The following is a 16,411-nucleotide window of genomic DNA, read 5'->3' on the forward strand; positions in this document are numbered from 1 at the left end:
ACAGACTACTCGGCAGCTTGAGCCAATGATTTCGCCGCCGCTGCGGCTTCGATCAAAGCGTTTGAAATATAGTCTAGATCGTTTTGCTTTAAGCGCGCAGGCAAGCGGGTGTCACAGGCCTTTGACAGCATTTCACGTGTTTTGGGCAAATCAGGTGTTTCGCCCAAGAATTTCCAATTCCAAAAGGCGCGCGCATTGTCGGTGGACAGGCCAAACACCTGTACAGAAACACCTCGATCTTTTGCTGCGGCTTGGAAAGCAAGCGCTTCATTGCGGCTGAAATCCACCAAGTTAAACTGCAAGCTATCAGGGGCACGCAGTTCTTTTTCCAACTTGTCGGGGACTGTCAAAAAAGGCGTAGCCTCTAGTTTTGCGGCCACATAATCATGATTGGCACGGCCATCGCGCACGCGGCGGGGCACTTCGCCCAATTGCGGACGCACGACGGTTGCAGACAGATTGGACAGACGTTGGTTGTACAGCGGCAATTGATTTTGCCAACGATCAAAGGCCGCATCAAGTTCGGCACTTGGGTTGTCTGTGTGTTTCTTCCAATTGTGCTCATAGGCGCCAGACATGATCACCGCGCGGGCGATGATGTTTTCATCGTCGGTCACCAAAATCCCGCCCTCGCCTGCGTTCAAAAGCTTGTAGGATTGGAATGAAAAACAACCGATTTTGCCGATGGTGCCGATATTTTTCCCGTCCCATACAGTGCCCAAAGAATGTGCGGCATCTTCGATCAAGGGGGTGTTATGGGCCGCGCAGAGTTCCACAATGGCATCCATATCTGACGTGTGGCCCCGCATGTGTGAAATCAAAACAGCGCCAATATCATCGGTGAGCTTGGCTTTGAAATCATCCATATCAATGCGGTAATTATCGCCACATTCGACCAAAACGGGCACACATTCCGCATGCACAACCGAAGAGGGCACAGCTGCGAATGTGAAAGCGGGGATCAGCACTTTCGTATCGCGCGGCAGGTCGAGTGCTTTGAGTGACAAGAATAAAGCGGCGGAGCATGACGAGACTGCCAGCGCATATTTTGACCCGAGCATCTGGGCAAATTCGCGTTCCAATAGGGTGACTGGCGCGTTTTCGGCAGCTGTATAGCGGAACAAATCGCCTGTGTTGAGCAGATTTTCGATCTGGGCGCGGGCGCTTTCAGGGATCGGTTCTGCATCGTATACATTTGGTCCAGAAGTCATGACTTTCACCATTCTTAAATTCTCTTTTCGGATTTACTGTATGAGTTCCGCAAATAAAAAGATATAGCTGTGGTCGCCCGCAGGCGGGTTTTTGCAAAAAATTCACATTCAAAGAAAACCGCGATTAGCGGATGATTTGCGGCCTAAAACGCAGCTTTTGACGCTTTTCTTGCGGCAAATGACGGTTCAAGCGTTTATTGACAGCGCCGAACAGCAGGATCACGATCAAGATCAACAGCACGAAATACCCCGCAACAATCGGGTAGGGCACGAAAGGATTAAAGGTCTTTTCTGCAAAATAGGACGCATAATACAAAGCATCGCCCTTTTGTTGCCAAGCGGGAAAGCCCGAGAAAAACACGATCGCAGTGGCGTGAAACAAAAAGATAGCTTCATTGGTATAAGCGGGCCAAGCGAGGCGCAGCATTGTCGGCCAGGTGATGCGTTTAAACCGCAGCCATCCGATCAGACCATATGCATCTGCCGCCTCAATATCACCTTTGGGGACTGAGCGCAGCGCACCGTAAAAGATTTCAGCGGTATAAGCGGATGTGTTGAAAAACAGCACAATCAATGCGCCCGCCCAAGCCCGCGTAAGATTGCCAGTTTCCAAAGTGATCCCGAAAATATCGATCCCCGCTTTGGGCAATTGTACAAAAAGTTCATAAGCCAAAAAGAATTGAATAAATAAAGGCGAGCCGCGAAATATAAAGATGAACCAATCCGCAGGTTTGCGCAGCCAAGGGGATGATGCGTTTTTCATCACCGCCAAAAGCGTGGCAAAGCCAAAACCAAGCGCGAGGGCAAGCACACCAAAATAGATGTTCCACAACATACCAGAACCGATCAAAGTCACCTGCTCACATAGGGTAATATCGGTTTTGGGCAGCAAACGCGGACCTTGGCCGATTGACCGAAGCGCATAATCTGAAATGGTTTGCAGGCAGCTCATGCGGCTTTCCTTTGTTGCTCACCTGCCATGGTGGCTTGGCCTTTGGACAGGCGGGCGGTGATGCGGGCCAAAACGATTTCAGAGAGCTTTGTGAAACTCAGGTAAAAAACCAAGAGCGCCAAGAAATACCACAAGCGCCAATCGGGGTGGGGATAGGTGAAATGACTGGTCTTGGCGGCCCCAAGTTCACGTGCCCAATAAACGATGTCTTCAACGCCCAAGAGGAACAAAAGCGGTGTGGATTTGATCAAAATCATCCAAAGGTTCGAGAGGCCAGGCAGGGCGTAAATCCACATTTGCGGCACTAAGATGCGCCAAAAACTTTGACGCGGAGTCATGCCATAGCTTTCTGCCGTCTCCAGTTGTGCGCGGGGCACAGCCCGCATTGCGCCTGAAATGACATTTGCAGAAAAAGCGCCAAACACGATGGCAAAAGCCAAAACCGCGAGAAGAAAGCCATAGATTTCATGCACTGTCTGCGGGGCACTGCCGAGGGGCAGTTTTGCCTCAGCGCAGACCAAAAAGTCATTGCCTTGCCGAATTGGATCGCTCCAATCGGGACATAAGATTTTATGGCGGATCGTTTCAAACCCTTGGTCCAAGGCCAAAGGCACGAAAAGAAAGAAGACGATATCAGGAACGCCGCGCACCATTGAGGTATAAAGCGTGCCAAACCAGCGCAAAGGCGCGATTTTGGATCGTGCCGCAATCGCCCCCAAAAAGCCAACGCCAAGCGCGATGGGCGCAGTCACCGCCAAAAGCGTGAGCACCACAAGGAAGCTTTGATAGAACAAAACATGTTTGCCTGTTGTGAGGTAACAGGCGAACCAGTTGAGGCCTTCCAGCGTTGAGGGGTCTGTGCACTGTGAAAACATGATGGGCTAACTTAGGGAAAGGGGCGGCGCTGACCCGCGCCGCCCCAAATCTGATTAGTAAGTGATGACGTCTTCGCCGAAGTATTTGACCAAGAGCGTGTTCAAAGATCCGTCCGCTTTCATCGCGTCGATTGCTGCATCGAATTTGGCTTTCAACTCGGTGTCGCTTTCGCGCAGACCGATGCCGATGCCGCCGCCCAGCAATACATTCTCGCCTTCAAACATAAAGCCTTGCTCAGCAACAAAAGGAGCAAGCGCGTCTTTGTCTGCGAAAACGGCATCAACTTCGCCATTTTTCACAGCTGCGATAGTGTCATCGAGCGTTGAAAATTCAACCAATGTTGCACCTGTTGTCGCGATGTGGCTGGCTTGGATGGTTGACGCTTGTGCCGCAATAACGCCGCTTGACAGGTCGACGCCTTCAGACATTACAACGTAAGCGGATGCGGTTGGTGGGTAGTAGTCTGTTGTGAAATCAATAACTTCATCGCGCTCGTCTGTGATCGACATGCCTGCGATGATCGCGTCATAGTTGCCAGACAAAAGGTTTGGAATAATGGTGTCCCATTCGTTTGTGACCCATTCACATGTCAGTTCTGCAATCGTACAAAGTGCATCGCCCACTTCGCGTTCAAAACCTGCAACTTCGCCGTTGTCATCGATGAAGTTATAGGGAGGGTAGGCGCCCTCTGTGCCCATGCGCACTGTATCTGCAAAGGCGGCGCCAGCTGAAAGCGCCAAAAGAGCTGTGGAAAGAACTAGTTTTTTCATTTTTGAATCTCCCGTTGGGGTGTGTGGTCGTCTTGGTATCAGTTTTATGCTGGCAAAGTGGCTTGTAAAAACTGTTGCAAGCGTTCTGATTTCGGGGCGCCAAATAGTTCATTTGGGCTGCCTTGTTCTTCGATAAGGCCTTGATGCAAGAACACAACTTGATCCGACACATCTGCCGCCATGCGCATATCATGGGTGACGATCATCATCGTGCGCCCTTCGCGTGCAAGGTCTTGGATAACGCGCACCACTTCTTGTTCCAATTCAGGATCAAGGGCCGAAGTTGGTTCATCAAACAACAGGGCTTTGGGTTCCATACATAATCCGCGTGCGATCGCGGCGCGTTGCTGTTGCCCCCCTGACAGTTGCGCGGGGTAGACATCGCATTTGTCACCGATGCCGACTTTATCAAGATAGCTGCGTGCGCTGGCTTCGACTTCGGCAGGGTCGCGGTTTAGAACCGTGATGGGTGCTTCCATGACGTTTTCTAGGATCGTCATGTGAGACCACAGATTGAACTGCTGAAAAACCATCGACAGGTTGGTTCGAATACGGGTGACTTGTTTGCGATCACTGGGATGACGGTTGGCGCCAGTCCCTTTCCATTTGATCGGTTCGCCTTGAAACAAAATCTCGCCGCTTTGGCTGTGCTCCAATAGATTGGCGCAGCGCAGCAAGGTCGATTTTCCAGATCCAGAAGATCCGATCAAAGACAAAACTTCGCCGCGTCCCGCAGTTACGGACACGCCTTTCAGCACGTCTAGATCGCCGTAGGATTTGTGCAAATCACGGATTTCGATCACAGGGTCGGTTTTTGAGTCATTGGTCAACATTAGACAGAGTAATGTAAAGTTTTGCTCCAGATGCAATGATCTTTGTGCAATTTCCGTAGCGTCACGAGAGAGAAAATACGCAAATGGACGCTAAACCAGCATAGCATCTGTGCCGCGCATGAATTCTGCGCAGGTAAAACGCGATTAAGCCGATCAATCAGCCTGATCTAATCTGTCTGATGCACGCTGACGCGCCTGCGCGCTTTCCATGTCCGTGAGACCTAACAGATTGGACACAAGGCGCAAAACCGTGTCTTCTGCGTGATCACGACTGCCATCAATCAGGACGACCGACCACATGGCTTCGATCACGCCAGCGCGGTCTTCAAAAGGCACCGCATCCTTGATCGCACGGGTAAAGCGCACTGTGTCTGGGGCCTCGGCTTCTAGGGTTTCCGCTTGCTGGCGCAGGTCCACCGCGCTTTGCTCATCTAGATCAAAGCGTTTGCGTAAAACAGCCGTGATTCTGGCCACCTCGGCAGGGTCATAGTGACCATCTGCGCGTGCGATCCGTACCAAAAGCGCCGCCAGAGCAAGGCTGGCATCGAATCCAGACAACCGATCTGGCTGCGGCTGGATGAGGTTTTTCAAAAATTCACCAAACATAAACAACACATAGAGCTTAGCGCGCAAAAGGAAAAGGTTCGGCGCAGTCACAACCGTGTTAGCGGGAGTGCCGCTAGTATTTTGAGGGCACGTATAGGTCTCGCGGCAGCACGGCACGTTCATAATCTTTGTTATAAACGCGTTCGGGAAGGGCGATTTCATCATGCGGCACATCTGTATAGGGGAACATCGACAAAAGATGATCTATACAGTTCAAGCGCGCGCGCTTTTTGTCATTGCCCTCAACGATATACCAAGGTGCTTCGGGAATATTGGTGCGTGCGAATGTGTCTTCTTTGGCTTTGGTGTAATCTTCCCAGCGCACGCGAGATTGCAGATCCATCGGCGACAGTTTCCACTGTTTCATCGGGTCATGAATGCGCATCAAAAACCGCATTTGCTGTTCTTCGTCAGAGACAGAAAACCAATATTTCACAACTTTAATACCAGAACGCACTAACATGCGTTCGAATTCGGGAACGTCTTGGAAAAACTGTTCCACTTGGTCTTCGTTGCAAAAGCCCATGACCCGTTCAACACCTGATCGATTGTACCACGACCGATCAAACAGCACCATTTCTCCGGCCGCAGGCAGATGCGGCACATAGCGTTGAAAATACCACTGTGACTTTTCGCGATCCGATGGGGCGGGCAAGGCGACTGTGCGTACGATGCGCGGATTTAGGCGCTGGGTGATGCGCTTGATCACGCCCCCTTTGCCTGCAGAATCGCGGCCTTCGAACAAAACGACGATCTTTTCGCCACTGTGCTGCACCCAATCTTGCAAACGGATCAATTCAGCTTGCAAGCGCAAGAGGTCGTAAAAATATTCAGGACGTTTCAAGGCATCTGGATGGGCTTTTTGGTATATTTTCTTGATTTCTTGGCTCAAAAGAGCGTCTTCAAGTTCAAGTTCAAACTCTTCGTCTAGAGTGTCTGCAAGTTCTGCTTCAAGCCAATCTTGCGCGTCTTTTTCAAATGCCATCTTTAAATTTTCCTCAAAGCGGTCCGCGAGTCATATGCCGCGAGCTTGCCTTAAATCATAGGAATATGACAGTTTCTTAATGCAATAGGATCGGCACCAAAGACGCCACCAACAAGGCTGCCATGGTCCAGTTGAACAGGGCCAAGCGGCGTGCGTTGGTCAAAAAACGCCGCAGTTCTGTGCCCATCCAAGCCCATAAAGTGATCGCGGGAAAATTCACCATCAAAAAACCAAGCCCCACAAATAGCGCAGCCAACCATGTGTCCCCTTGCGCATAATTTGTTTGTGCGCTGATCGCCATGATCACAGCTTTTGGATTGACCCATTGAAAGGCTGCAGCTTGCAAAAAGGTAAAGGGCTTGGCCGTCACATCGCCACCTTTCGGGGCGGCGGCATGTGCGATTTTCCATGCAAGCCAAAGCATATAAACGATAGAGACCACAGTCAGAACATTGCGCAGCATAGGCAGGCTATGAAACGCCTGCGCCAAGCCTAAACCGATCACAAAGACCATAAAAGAATGGCCCAGTGAGATGCCCAGCATATGCGGCAACGTGCGTTTAAATCCAAAGTTGGCCCCCGATGCCAAAAGCATCAGATTGTTCGGTCCTGGTGTGCCTGAGGCAACGAAGGCAAAGCCCAAGAGGGCCAAAAAAAGCGTCATATCCATGGGGTGAAATATAGGGGTGTTTTCGAATATTATATTGCAAAATAAGCTTGATATGCAGAATGTTTGCAATATAATTCGGTCATGGATCAATTAGACAGTAAAATATTGCGCCTTCTTGAGCGTGATGGCCGTTTGACGAATCTGCAACTCTCAGAGCAAATTGGATTGTCGCCTTCTGCCACATCGCGCCGTGTCACAGATTTGGAACGCAGCGGCGTGATTACGGGATACCGTGCTGTTTTGGATCGCGAAAAACTGGGGCAGGGGTTTTGCGCCTATGTCACAGTCGGCCTGTCCAAACATACCAAAGAATCGCAGCAGGCTTTTGAACGTGCTATTTCACGCGCCCCTGAGGTCAAAGAATGTCATAATGTGACGGGTGTGTTTGAATATATTTTGCGCGTGGAAACGGTGGATTTAACCCGCTACAAAACCTTTCACACCGACGTTTTAGGGGTTTTGCCGCAAGTCAATTCCATCACGTCTTATATCGTGATGGACAGTCCCAAAGATATGCGCGCGTAAACCCGCTTGTGCCTTGCGGCGGTTTATTGCTTTTGCGGCGCGCGCTGTACAAATCGGCGCTACTGTTTCGTTGTGCGCGTGATAAACATATTGGGTATTCAAACAAAGGCTTGCCCATGTACCGCCCAAAAAACTCTGCGATCGACGACCAAAATGTGCTGAGTGCAGCCGTGGATCAAATTGGATTTGGGGCTTTGGTTACCTTTCACGAGGGTGCTTTCGAAACCAGTTATCTGCCTGTCGTGATCAAACAAACGCAAACCGAATTCATCATAGAAGCCCATTGCGCGCGCGCCAACACCCATTGGAAAATCGCCGATAAAGGGACATCGATGTTTATGTTCCAAGGCCCGCATGCCTATGTTTCGGCGGGGCATTACGCAACCAAATCCGAGACGGGAAAGGTTGTGCCCACGTGGAACTATATCGTTGTGCATGCCCATGGCACGCTGCAAGCGATGAAAGACCCCAATTGGCTTGTTGCGCATTTAGATGAGCTGACGGCCAAAAACGAAGAGGGGCGCGCAGAGCCTTGGCAGGTGTCGGATGCACCTGTCGCCTATATCGCGGCTTTAAAACGCGGCATCGTGGGGTTACGCTTTCGGGTGAATAAGTTCGAAGGGCGTTGGAAGTTGGAACAAGCCACGCCAGCGAAAGATCGCGCAAGCTTGGTGCAAGGCCTGTCGAACGAGGGCGATATGGCGCGGGATTTGGCCGAGGCTTTGCATTATTTTCCGCAAGCAGAAGACTGAAAAACAACACAGTGATGACATGAAAAAAGGCGCCGCAAAGGGCGCCTTTCTTGATTTGGTTGAAGGCTTTTGGCCTTAGACCAAGCGCGAATTTTCTTTGGCGGCCCGCACGAAATCTTTGAACAATGGTGCAGGCGCAAAGGGTTTGGATTTCAATTCGGGGTGGAACTGAACGCCAATGTACCAAGGGTGATCTTGGATTTCGACGATCTCTGGCAAACGTCCATCGGGCGACATGCCTGAGAAGATCAAACCATGTTCTTCCAACTGCGCGCGGTATTTGGTGTCGACCTCATAGCGGTGACGGTGGCGTTCTTCGATTTCGGTTGTGCCATAGGCTTCGGCAACGCGAGATCCTGCTTTCAAAGTTGCAGAGTAGGCGCCCAAACGCATGGTGCCGCCTTTGTCATCGGTGGATTTGCGGCGTACTTTGTGGTTGCCTTGTACCCATTCTTTTAGGTGGTAAACGACAGGTTCAAAACGGTTTTTTCCAGCTTCGTGATCGAATTCTTCCGACCCTGCTGCTTCAATTCCTGCCAAGTTGCGGGCGGCTTCGATCACGGCCATCTGCATCCCCAAACAAATTCCAAGGTAGGGAATTTTGCGTTCGCGTGCGAATTGGGCCGCTTTGATTTTGCCTTCTGTGCCGCGCTCACCAAAGCCGCCTGGCACCAAGATCGCGTGGTAGCCCTCAAGATAGGGGGCTGCGTCTGCTGAATCGAACAGTTCCGCATCCACCCATTCAACTTTCACCTTAACACGGTTGGCCATGCCGCCATGTGTCAGCGCCTCTGCAATAGATTTATAGGCGTCTTCAAGCTGCACGTATTTGCCAACGATGGCGACTTTTACTTCGCCTTCAGGGTTAAACACGCGGTCTGCTACGTCATGCCAAACAGTGAGGTCTGGTTTTGGTGCAGGGGCAATGCCAAAGGCGTCAAGCACAGCTTGGTCCAAACCTTCGCGGTGGTAGGCAAGTGGCGCCTCGTAAATAGACTTCAAATCTGGGGCTGCAATCACATCTTCTTTGCGCACGTTACAGAATAGGGCGATTTTTTCGCGCTCTTTTTCTGGGATCGGGTGCTCAGAGCGGCAGACCAAAACATTTGGCTGCAAACCGATGGTGCGCAATTCCTTGACAGAGTGTTGCGTTGGCTTTGTCTTCAACTCACCAGAGGCCGCAATGTAAGGCAGAAGTGTGAGGTGCATGAAAATACATTCGCCGCGCGGTTTGTCTTGGGCAAACTGACGGATCGCTTCAAAGAAGGGCAGGCCTTCGATGTCGCCAACAGTGCCGCCGATTTCGCACAGCATAAAGTCAACTTCGTCGTCGCCGATATCAATAAAATCTTTGATTTCATTGGTCACATGCGGAATCACTTGGATCGTTTTACCCAAATAATCGCCGCGACGTTCTTTTTCCAAAACATTGGTGTAAACGCGGCCAGATGAAATCGAATCTGTATTGCGTGCGGCAACCCCAGTGAAGCGTTCGTAGTGGCCAAGATCCAAATCAGTTTCTGCGCCATCATCCGTGACAAACACTTCACCGTGTTCAAAGGGGCTCATCGTACCCGGATCGACATTGAGATAGGGGTCAAGCTTACGCAGACGAACGGTGTAGCCGCGTGCTTGGAGCAAGGCGCCCAAAGCTGCTGAGGCAAGGCCTTTGCCAAGTGAGGAAACAACACCGCCGGTGATGAAAACGTATCGTGCCATAATGGGTGTAGCTCCCGTGAGTGATCAAAAATAGCTTGGTACGCGGCGTTAAAAAAACGCCACGTTCACGGGATTTATGGACTAACAGATTCGGCAATCCCGCACAACCGAACCGCAACATATTGCGCGAAAAAACGCGCGATGCCCAAAGTATCGATAGGGTAGATTATTCAGCGCGTGGTGGTGCCAATGGCGCATCCGCAGCAGAAGGCGGCAGCAATGAGCTTCCATCTGGCAAGGCTGGCGTGGATGTGCCTGTTTCTTCCAAAACAACCCCGTCCAGGACAGAAGATGTTGCAGCATCGCGTCGCGCCAAGATGGTTAGGGCCAAAGATGTACAAATAAATCCAATCGCAAGGATCCATGTGATTTTGGACAAAGCCGAAGCCGCCGCGCGTCCGCTCATCACGTCGCCGCCACCGCCGCCACCCATACCAAGGCCGCCACCTTCTGAGCGCTGAAGCAAAACGATGCCAATCAAGCACAATGCAAGGATCAGGTGGACGATAAGGATGACGTTTTCCATGGGAGAGGCCTTCGGATGAGTTCGATGCGGGTATTTAGGTAAAATGCGCGGCGCACGCAACCCCCTGCGCTGCCTGTGAGGCAAATGAGATGAAAGTTTTCCGTAATAGTGGCAAACTTGGGTGAGTTTGTTAGCATCTGCACCGTATTCATGGGAATGTTTCTATGCGCTTTCAATCAAAATACCCGCGCCTAGATCTGCGCTTGGCGGCATTTATTGCGGCATCTAGCATATGTTTGATTTGGGTGTTTTTCACCAATAATGCCTTTTTTGATTGGGCGTTTACCCGTCATCAAAATACCTATTCATGGTTGATGCGCCCCATTTTGATTGTGCCTGTTTGCTGGGCGGCATGGCATCAAAGCCTGTCTGGGATCATGTTGGGAATCTTTTTGATGCTGTCATCCATGTTTTGGTTTCCAGCCCCGCAAATCCCAAATCCCGAGGTGGCTTTGTTTTTGCAAAGTGAGCGTGCGATTCTTCAAGCGGGGTGGACCTTGCAAAACATTAGCGGTGGTTTGGCTGTCTTGGCATACGGCGTATTCATTTTGCGCGCCTTCTGGTTGCGATCTTGGCGACTGGGATCGATGGGGCTTGTGATTGGCGCTATTGCAAAAGGCATGTGGTCGATTGTTTTTAGTCCTGATGCAGGTTTTGCGGCCTTGCCTTATGTTGCTGTCACTCTTTTGGGTGTCGCTGTTTTTGCGGTCTGGCGACATGTGGCATCAAATCGATGATGCGTTGCCATTTAAAGATGCTTTGATACAAACGGTTTATGTCTAAAGATATCACACTGCGCCCCGCAACATTGAATGACACCCATGCGATTGCCACGGTGCAGGTCGATGTGTGGAAATCCGCGTATAAAGGCATCGTGCCAGATGCTTTGATCGACCGAATGTCCGTCTTTGACCGTGAAAAAGGCTGGACCAAGATTTTGTCCAGCTATGCAGAAAACGGGCTGGGCGCTTGTTTTGTTGCGGAAATTGATGGTGAGATACAGGGCTTTGCATCCTGCGGCCATCAACGCGACCCTGATTTAGAGCAAGACTACCCAGGTGAAATTTCAGCAATCTATGTCCAAGACGCCCAGCAGCGCTGCGGGATAGGCCGTCGCCTGATGAAGACCTGTTTTGAGACGATGAACGCGATGGGGCTGCAAGGGGCTGCCCTTTGGGTCTTGGCTGAAAACCAACAGGCGCGGTCTTTCTACACTGCTTTGGGCGGTGAACTGATCACGCAGCGCGTGGAGGATCAGCCTGACGGCACGCTAAGCGAAGTGGCCTACGGTTGGCCCAAGCGCTCAGATCTGAGCTGAAACAAGAATCGTCTGTCGAAAATCAGAAAGCCAGCGCTGGTTGCGCGACCGAAACGATGCGTTTAGATGAGAATTTCAGGCCATTTCAACGAATTTAAGACAGCAAATGCAATGAAGCACGCGGATTTGCCCTTTTGAGGTTTCATCATAGGGCACCAATGGCTATACCGACGCGGGTTTCATCCAATCCAGAGGAATTAGGATATGGCAAACGTCGTCGTAGTCGGCGCCCAATGGGGTGACGAGGGTAAAGGCAAGATTGTAGATTGGCTTTCTGAGCGTGCAGATGTGATCGCACGTTTTCAAGGCGGTCATAACGCGGGTCATACGCTCGTTATCGATGGGAAAGTTTACAAACTCGCAGCACTGCCATCTGGCGTTGTGCGGGGTGGAAAACTGTCTGTGATCGGCAACGGTGTTGTGCTTGATCCGTGGCACTTGGTGAAAGAAATCGCATCAATTCAAGAACAAGGCGTGGATATTTCCCCCGAAAACTTGATGATTGCAGAAAATACGCCGCTTATTTTGCCAATTCATGGCGAACTTGACCGTGCGCGCGAAGAAGCGGCTTCAAAAGGCACAAAGATTGGCACCACAGGTCGTGGTATCGGGCCTGCTTACGAAGATAAAGTTGGCCGTCGTTCTGTGCGCGTGGCTGATTTGGCTGATGAGACCACGTTGATCGCGCGCGTTGATCGCGCTTTGCAGCATCACAATCCGTTGCGCAAGGGTCTGGGCATTGCCACGGTTGACCGCGATGAATTGATCCAGCAGCTCAAAGACATCGCGCCAAGCATCCTGCAATACGCAGCTCCTGTGTGGAAAGTTCTGTCCGAGAAACGCAAAGCAGGCAAGCGCATCTTGTTTGAAGGTGCTCAAGGCGCTTTGCTGGATATCGATTTCGGCACATACCCGTTTGTGACATCTTCAAACGTGATCGCAGGCCAAGCCGCTACAGGTGTTGGTATGGGACCAGGTGCGATTGATTACGTTTTGGGCATCGTAAAAGCCTATACAACACGCGTAGGCGAGGGGCCTTTCCCTGCGGAACTACAAGACGCAGATGGTCAGCGTTTGGGCGAACGTGGTCACGAATTTGGAACAAACACTGGCCGTCAACGCCGCTGTGGTTGGTTTGATGCCGTGCTTGTGCGTCAAACCTGTGCAACGTCAGGTGTGAACGGAATTTCATTCACAAAGCTTGATGTTTTGGATGGCTTTGAGACACTGAAAATTTGTGTTGGCTATGAACTTGACGGCAAAGAATTGGACTACTTGCCAACAGCCGCAGATCAGCAGGCGCGTTGCAAACCAATCTATGAAGAAATGCCTGGATGGTCAGAATCAACAGAAGGCGCACGGTCTTGGAATGATTTGCCTGCAAATGCAGTCAAATACGTCCGCCGCGTCGAAGAATTGATCGGTTGTCCCGTTGCGATGTTGTCGACTTCGCCTGAGCGTGAAGATACAATTCTGGTAACGGACCCGTTCGAAGATTAATCGGTAAGGAAGTGCACCATGGTCCTGTCTTATAAAACTCGTCGTCGTTTGGCCTTATTCGTGCTTGTGGTCGGCTTGCCCGTCTACATCGCGCTGTGCTGGAAAGTGACAAGCCTGTTTGATCGTCCTTCGATCTGGCTGGAACTGGCGGTTTATATCGGCATGGGCGTGATCTGGGCCTTTCCTTTGAAATCTTTATTCAAAGGGGTTGGTCAATCTGACCCCTCTGACCCACCCAAATAGGCGCTGGTTTCTCGGATTAGATACGCCCGACATCACTTAAAAAAGGCCGCTCGATTTGAGCGGCCTTTTTGTGTGTGTAAGCGTGTTCCTTGGTCCCGTTCTAGCTGGCTTGTGCATCTGGCTTGAAACGTGTGCCATCGGCGACAACGAATTGACCGCGCTTGATCTTGCGGATTTTACCTTGGCGCAAAAGCTGACCAAAAGACCGTAGACGTTCTTCCAGCGGAAATTCTTCTGGCATGGCTTCGCTTGCAAGGCGCATGATTTGGGGGCGTGTCACGGTTTCGCGACCTTCAACAAAATTGGAATAGGCCGTGGCCGCTTCCAACAGGTCGCTCAGCCCGTCAGCACCCAAGGTTTCAACATAATCTGCAAAAGATGCGACGCCCGCGTCTTTCAAAGATCCAGATTGCGCCTCATCACGTGCAACATTTTGAAAATCCATTTCTTCGTCTTGCTGTTCTTGAACAGCCAAGGCCGCAGCAGAGACACGACGGGGCCGTACTGGCGCGATATTTGCCCCAGGGACAATGTCTTTCGGGGCGTCGATGCGCTGTTCGGAGACAAGCATCAATGGAGCAAGACGACGCTCGGATGTTCCAGTTGATTCGCTAGGACGGCTCGGGCGCACAACGCGCGCCAAATCTTCGCGGTATTGATCCGCTTGGTGATCTTCGCCCTCTGCTTTGGCTGGGCTGACGTCTTTTTCGGCGCGTGTTGCTGCAACCGCTGCTTTTAGATGTTGGATCGCATTGCGACGGCGCGTGTTTTCCCCGTTTTCCATTTCGCGTTCTGCTGTGTCGAGCAGGCGTGATACGGATTTGTCGGATTCATCAAACACGTTGCGTGTGGCATCGTCGTCATCGACGTCGAAATCATCGTCATGCAGGCTGTCATCAAGGCGAAAATCGTTTTCTGCTGCTAAGTCGTCAGCTGGAGTTTCTTTTGCAAGATTATCGTCAAGGTTTGCAGCTTCTACAGCTTGAAAAACAGCAGGTTCTGCATCTTGAGTGCTTTCATCGACCTCATCTGAAATGATGTCTGCGGCGACTTCTGTTTGCGCATCTGGACGAGGCGTTACTTCGGCCAATTCGCGCATCAATTCGTCTTCTGCATCATCATCAAGGGATGAAGCGCCTAGTTCCTTACGCAATAACGCGGCCAAATCGTCATTTTCGTCCTCGCCGTCTTGATCTGACTGCGCAGCAATATCTTGGGTAGATGCTTCGGTTTCAGGTGTTTCATCCTCCGCAGCATTCAGCTTTTCAGCAAAGCTTGCAGGATCGAAAGGCGCGTCGTCAGAGACGGCCGCAGGCGCATCGGCGCGGCGCATTTTTACCACACGCGCGCGAACGCGGCGCAGCGGATCAGGTTGATCCGTCGATGTTGAGGTCTCAGCTTGCGTGGCTTTGGCGATATCTTCTGCCAAAGAGGGGTCCATCTCGTGCAAGGCAGAATCCGCGTCTTGTGTTGTGGTGTCGGCCGCAACCTCTGTGGCGTCTTCTATGTCGGCTTGCGCGTCTTGTGGAGTTTCTGCAACTTGATCTGCGATGTTTTTCAGGCTTTTTGCCTCTTGTGCATCGGTGTCATCAGGTGTGTTCTCAGCAACCTCAGCAACCTCAGCAACCTCAGCAACCTCAGCAACCTCAGCAACCTCAGCAACCTCAGCAACCTCAGCAACCTCAGCAACCTCAGCAACCTCAGCAACCTCAGCAACCTCAGCAACCTCAGCAACCTCAGCAACCTCAGCAACCTCAGCAACCTCAGCAACCTCAGCAACCTCAGCAACCTCAGCAATTTGCTGCTGTTGTTCTTCGGCTTCTTGTGCGGCTTTTGCTTTGGCCTCTGCCGCTGCTTTCAAACGCTTCTTTCGCGCAGCTTTCGCTGCTGTGCGTTGTTTCGCCGCTTGGGCTTGGGCTGCTAATTGTTCTTCATCATCGGAGCGCTCTGCGGATGTAGCAGTGCTTTGATCTGTCTCTTGAGTTGGCGCGGCCATAACGGCTGCTGCAGGTGACTGTTGGGTCACTTGTGTCGCATCTTCACCAGCTTCGTCATCTGCTGCGTGCTGATCTTCGGCGTAGTCAGACGTGTTGCGCTGAGATACTGCGGCGCGGATACGTTCCAGCTTGTCCGCGATCGAGGCGGATCCCGCGCTTGCGATTTTCGGTGTGGCGATATGTTCGGCGCTAGAGGGCGTAACAACCACGTCTTCTACTGCGGTGTCGTTTGCGTCAGCCAGTGCGTCGCTTGTTGAGACTTCCTTTGCACTTGAGGCATTTTTCACGGCGGCGACAGGCGCGGCCGCAACGGTTTCAAACGCCTTCCCTTTTGGATCGGCTTTTGGCGCATCAGATGGCGTAACATCTGAATTTTGCTTTTGTTTTTGCTTGGCAGCAGCTTTGCGTTGCAATGCGCGGGTGTTTCCAGGCTTGCCAGCTTTCTTTGCCTTCTTTTTCTTTCCAGCTTTTTTGACAGCAGATTTCTGAGCAGTGATATCTGTGTCTTTGGCGCTTGATGCGGGCTGAGCAGCTGCGACCATGGGGGAATCTAAAGAGGGGTTGGATGAATCAAGCTGACGCAAAACCACTCCGTTGTCTTGCACTTGAGCTTCGACGCGACGTTTGATTTCTTTTTCGGCAATTGAGTGCAACATATTGGCATCGGGGGTGGGCGGCTCTGCCCCGAAATAGCGGTCGTCTGCCGCGAGGTCCCGAAAGTATTCCGCAATGCCGCGCATTGTTGAAAAAGGATCATCGAATCCCTCTAGCGTACAGGAAAAGGTTCCATAGGAAACCGTAAGAATCTTGCTATCATTTACCATGTTAAACTCGCTTTCTACTCATGCTCAGCAACTGCATATTTACCATGAATTGGTTCGCAAATCAGAACAGAACAGTGAAAACAGATTGATTATTTCGTGTTTTA

The 16,411-nt window shown here is 51.3% G+C and carries 17 protein-coding genes; 6 read left to right on the top strand and 11 right to left on the bottom strand.

Annotated features, from left to right (window positions below; translation table 11 throughout):
• Positions 1-5: 5 nt before the first annotated feature.
• The 8 genes from EDD53_RS00580 to EDD53_RS00615 form a co-directional block, all read right to left on the bottom strand.
• A complete protein-coding gene (locus tag EDD53_RS00580; RefSeq protein WP_123791267.1) occupies positions 6-1,211 on the bottom strand; it encodes a DegT/DnrJ/EryC1/StrS family aminotransferase in 1,206 nt (401 codons plus the stop codon).
• 124 nt (positions 1,212-1,335) lie between these two features.
• Positions 1,336-2,163 carry an ABC transporter permease gene (locus EDD53_RS00585; protein WP_123791268.1) on the bottom strand — a complete coding sequence of 276 codons (828 nt, stop codon included), beginning with the start codon at positions 2,161-2,163 and terminating at the stop codon, positions 1,336-1,338.
• A complete protein-coding gene (locus tag EDD53_RS00590; protein ID WP_123791269.1) occupies positions 2,160-3,038 on the bottom strand; it encodes an ABC transporter permease in 879 nt (292 codons plus the stop codon). Before EDD53_RS00590 ends, EDD53_RS00585 begins: the two co-directional genes overlap by 4 nt.
• 54 nt (positions 3,039-3,092) lie before the next feature.
• A complete protein-coding gene (locus EDD53_RS00595; protein WP_123791270.1) occupies positions 3,093-3,809 on the bottom strand; it encodes a transporter substrate-binding domain-containing protein in 717 nt (238 codons plus the stop codon).
• A gap of 44 nt (positions 3,810-3,853) precedes the next feature.
• Positions 3,854-4,642 carry an ABC transporter ATP-binding protein gene (locus tag EDD53_RS00600; protein WP_123791271.1) on the bottom strand — a complete coding sequence of 263 codons (789 nt, stop codon included), beginning with the start codon at positions 4,640-4,642 and terminating at the stop codon, positions 3,854-3,856.
• A gap of 153 nt (positions 4,643-4,795) precedes the next feature.
• Entirely contained in the window at positions 4,796-5,248 is a 453-nt protein-coding gene (locus EDD53_RS00605; protein WP_123791272.1) for a tellurite resistance TerB family protein, read from the bottom strand.
• Positions 5,249-5,321: 73 nt separating this feature from the next.
• Positions 5,322-6,233: a polyphosphate kinase 2 gene (gene ppk2, locus EDD53_RS00610; RefSeq protein ID WP_123791273.1), complete on the bottom strand. Its 912-nt coding sequence runs from the start codon at positions 6,231-6,233 to the stop codon at positions 5,322-5,324.
• Positions 6,234-6,309: 76 nt separating this feature from the next.
• Positions 6,310-6,903: a LysE family translocator gene (locus EDD53_RS00615; protein WP_123791274.1), complete on the bottom strand. Its 594-nt coding sequence runs from the start codon at positions 6,901-6,903 to the stop codon at positions 6,310-6,312.
• Positions 6,904-6,984: 81 nt separating this feature from the next.
• Between EDD53_RS00615 and EDD53_RS00620 the strand changes: the two genes are divergently transcribed.
• Together EDD53_RS00620 and EDD53_RS00625 are read left to right on the top strand one after the other, a co-directional pair.
• Complete coding sequence (locus EDD53_RS00620) at positions 6,985-7,428, top strand: Lrp/AsnC family transcriptional regulator (RefSeq protein ID WP_123791275.1); 444 nt, start codon at positions 6,985-6,987, stop codon at positions 7,426-7,428.
• 116 nt (positions 7,429-7,544) lie between these two features.
• Positions 7,545-8,180 carry an FMN-binding negative transcriptional regulator gene (locus tag EDD53_RS00625; protein WP_123791276.1) on the top strand — a complete coding sequence of 212 codons (636 nt, stop codon included), beginning with the start codon at positions 7,545-7,547 and terminating at the stop codon, positions 8,178-8,180.
• Positions 8,181-8,255: 75 nt separating this feature from the next.
• Here EDD53_RS00625 and EDD53_RS00630 read toward each other — a convergent pair whose 3' ends face one another.
• Entirely contained in the window at positions 8,256-9,899 is a 1,644-nt protein-coding gene (locus tag EDD53_RS00630) for a CTP synthase (RefSeq protein ID WP_123791277.1), read from the bottom strand.
• A 166-nt stretch (positions 9,900-10,065) separates the two neighbouring features.
• Entirely contained in the window at positions 10,066-10,425 is a 360-nt protein-coding gene (secG, locus tag EDD53_RS00635) for a preprotein translocase subunit SecG (RefSeq protein WP_123791278.1), read from the bottom strand.
• A 164-nt stretch (positions 10,426-10,589) separates the two neighbouring features.
• Between secG and EDD53_RS00640 the strand changes: the two genes are divergently transcribed.
• The 4 genes from EDD53_RS00640 (at position 10,590) to EDD53_RS00655 (ending at position 13,486) form a co-directional block, all read left to right on the top strand.
• Positions 10,590-11,162, top strand: a complete 573-nt coding sequence (locus tag EDD53_RS00640; RefSeq protein WP_123791279.1) for a hypothetical protein — start codon at positions 10,590-10,592, stop codon at positions 11,160-11,162.
• A gap of 38 nt (positions 11,163-11,200) precedes the next feature.
• On the top strand, positions 11,201-11,743 hold the full coding sequence (locus EDD53_RS00645) for a GNAT family N-acetyltransferase (RefSeq protein ID WP_123791280.1): 543 nt from the start codon (positions 11,201-11,203) through the stop codon (positions 11,741-11,743).
• A 204-nt stretch (positions 11,744-11,947) separates the two neighbouring features.
• A complete protein-coding gene (locus EDD53_RS00650; RefSeq protein ID WP_123791281.1) occupies positions 11,948-13,243 on the top strand; it encodes an adenylosuccinate synthase in 1,296 nt (431 codons plus the stop codon).
• 18 nt (positions 13,244-13,261) lie between these two features.
• Positions 13,262-13,486, top strand: a complete 225-nt coding sequence (locus EDD53_RS00655) for a DUF2842 domain-containing protein (RefSeq protein WP_123791282.1) — start codon at positions 13,262-13,264, stop codon at positions 13,484-13,486.
• Between the two features lie 100 nt (positions 13,487-13,586).
• Here the strand turns inward: EDD53_RS00655 and EDD53_RS14895 are convergent, their stop codons facing one another.
• Positions 13,587-16,307: a hypothetical protein gene (locus tag EDD53_RS14895; RefSeq protein ID WP_211331572.1), complete on the bottom strand. Its 2,721-nt coding sequence runs from the start codon at positions 16,305-16,307 to the stop codon at positions 13,587-13,589.
• Positions 16,308-16,411 lie beyond the last annotated feature (104 nt).

Origin of the sequence: Pacificibacter maritimus (assembly GCF_003814915.1) — a bacterium.
GTDB lineage: Bacteria > Pseudomonadota > Alphaproteobacteria > Rhodobacterales > Rhodobacteraceae > Celeribacter > Celeribacter maritimus.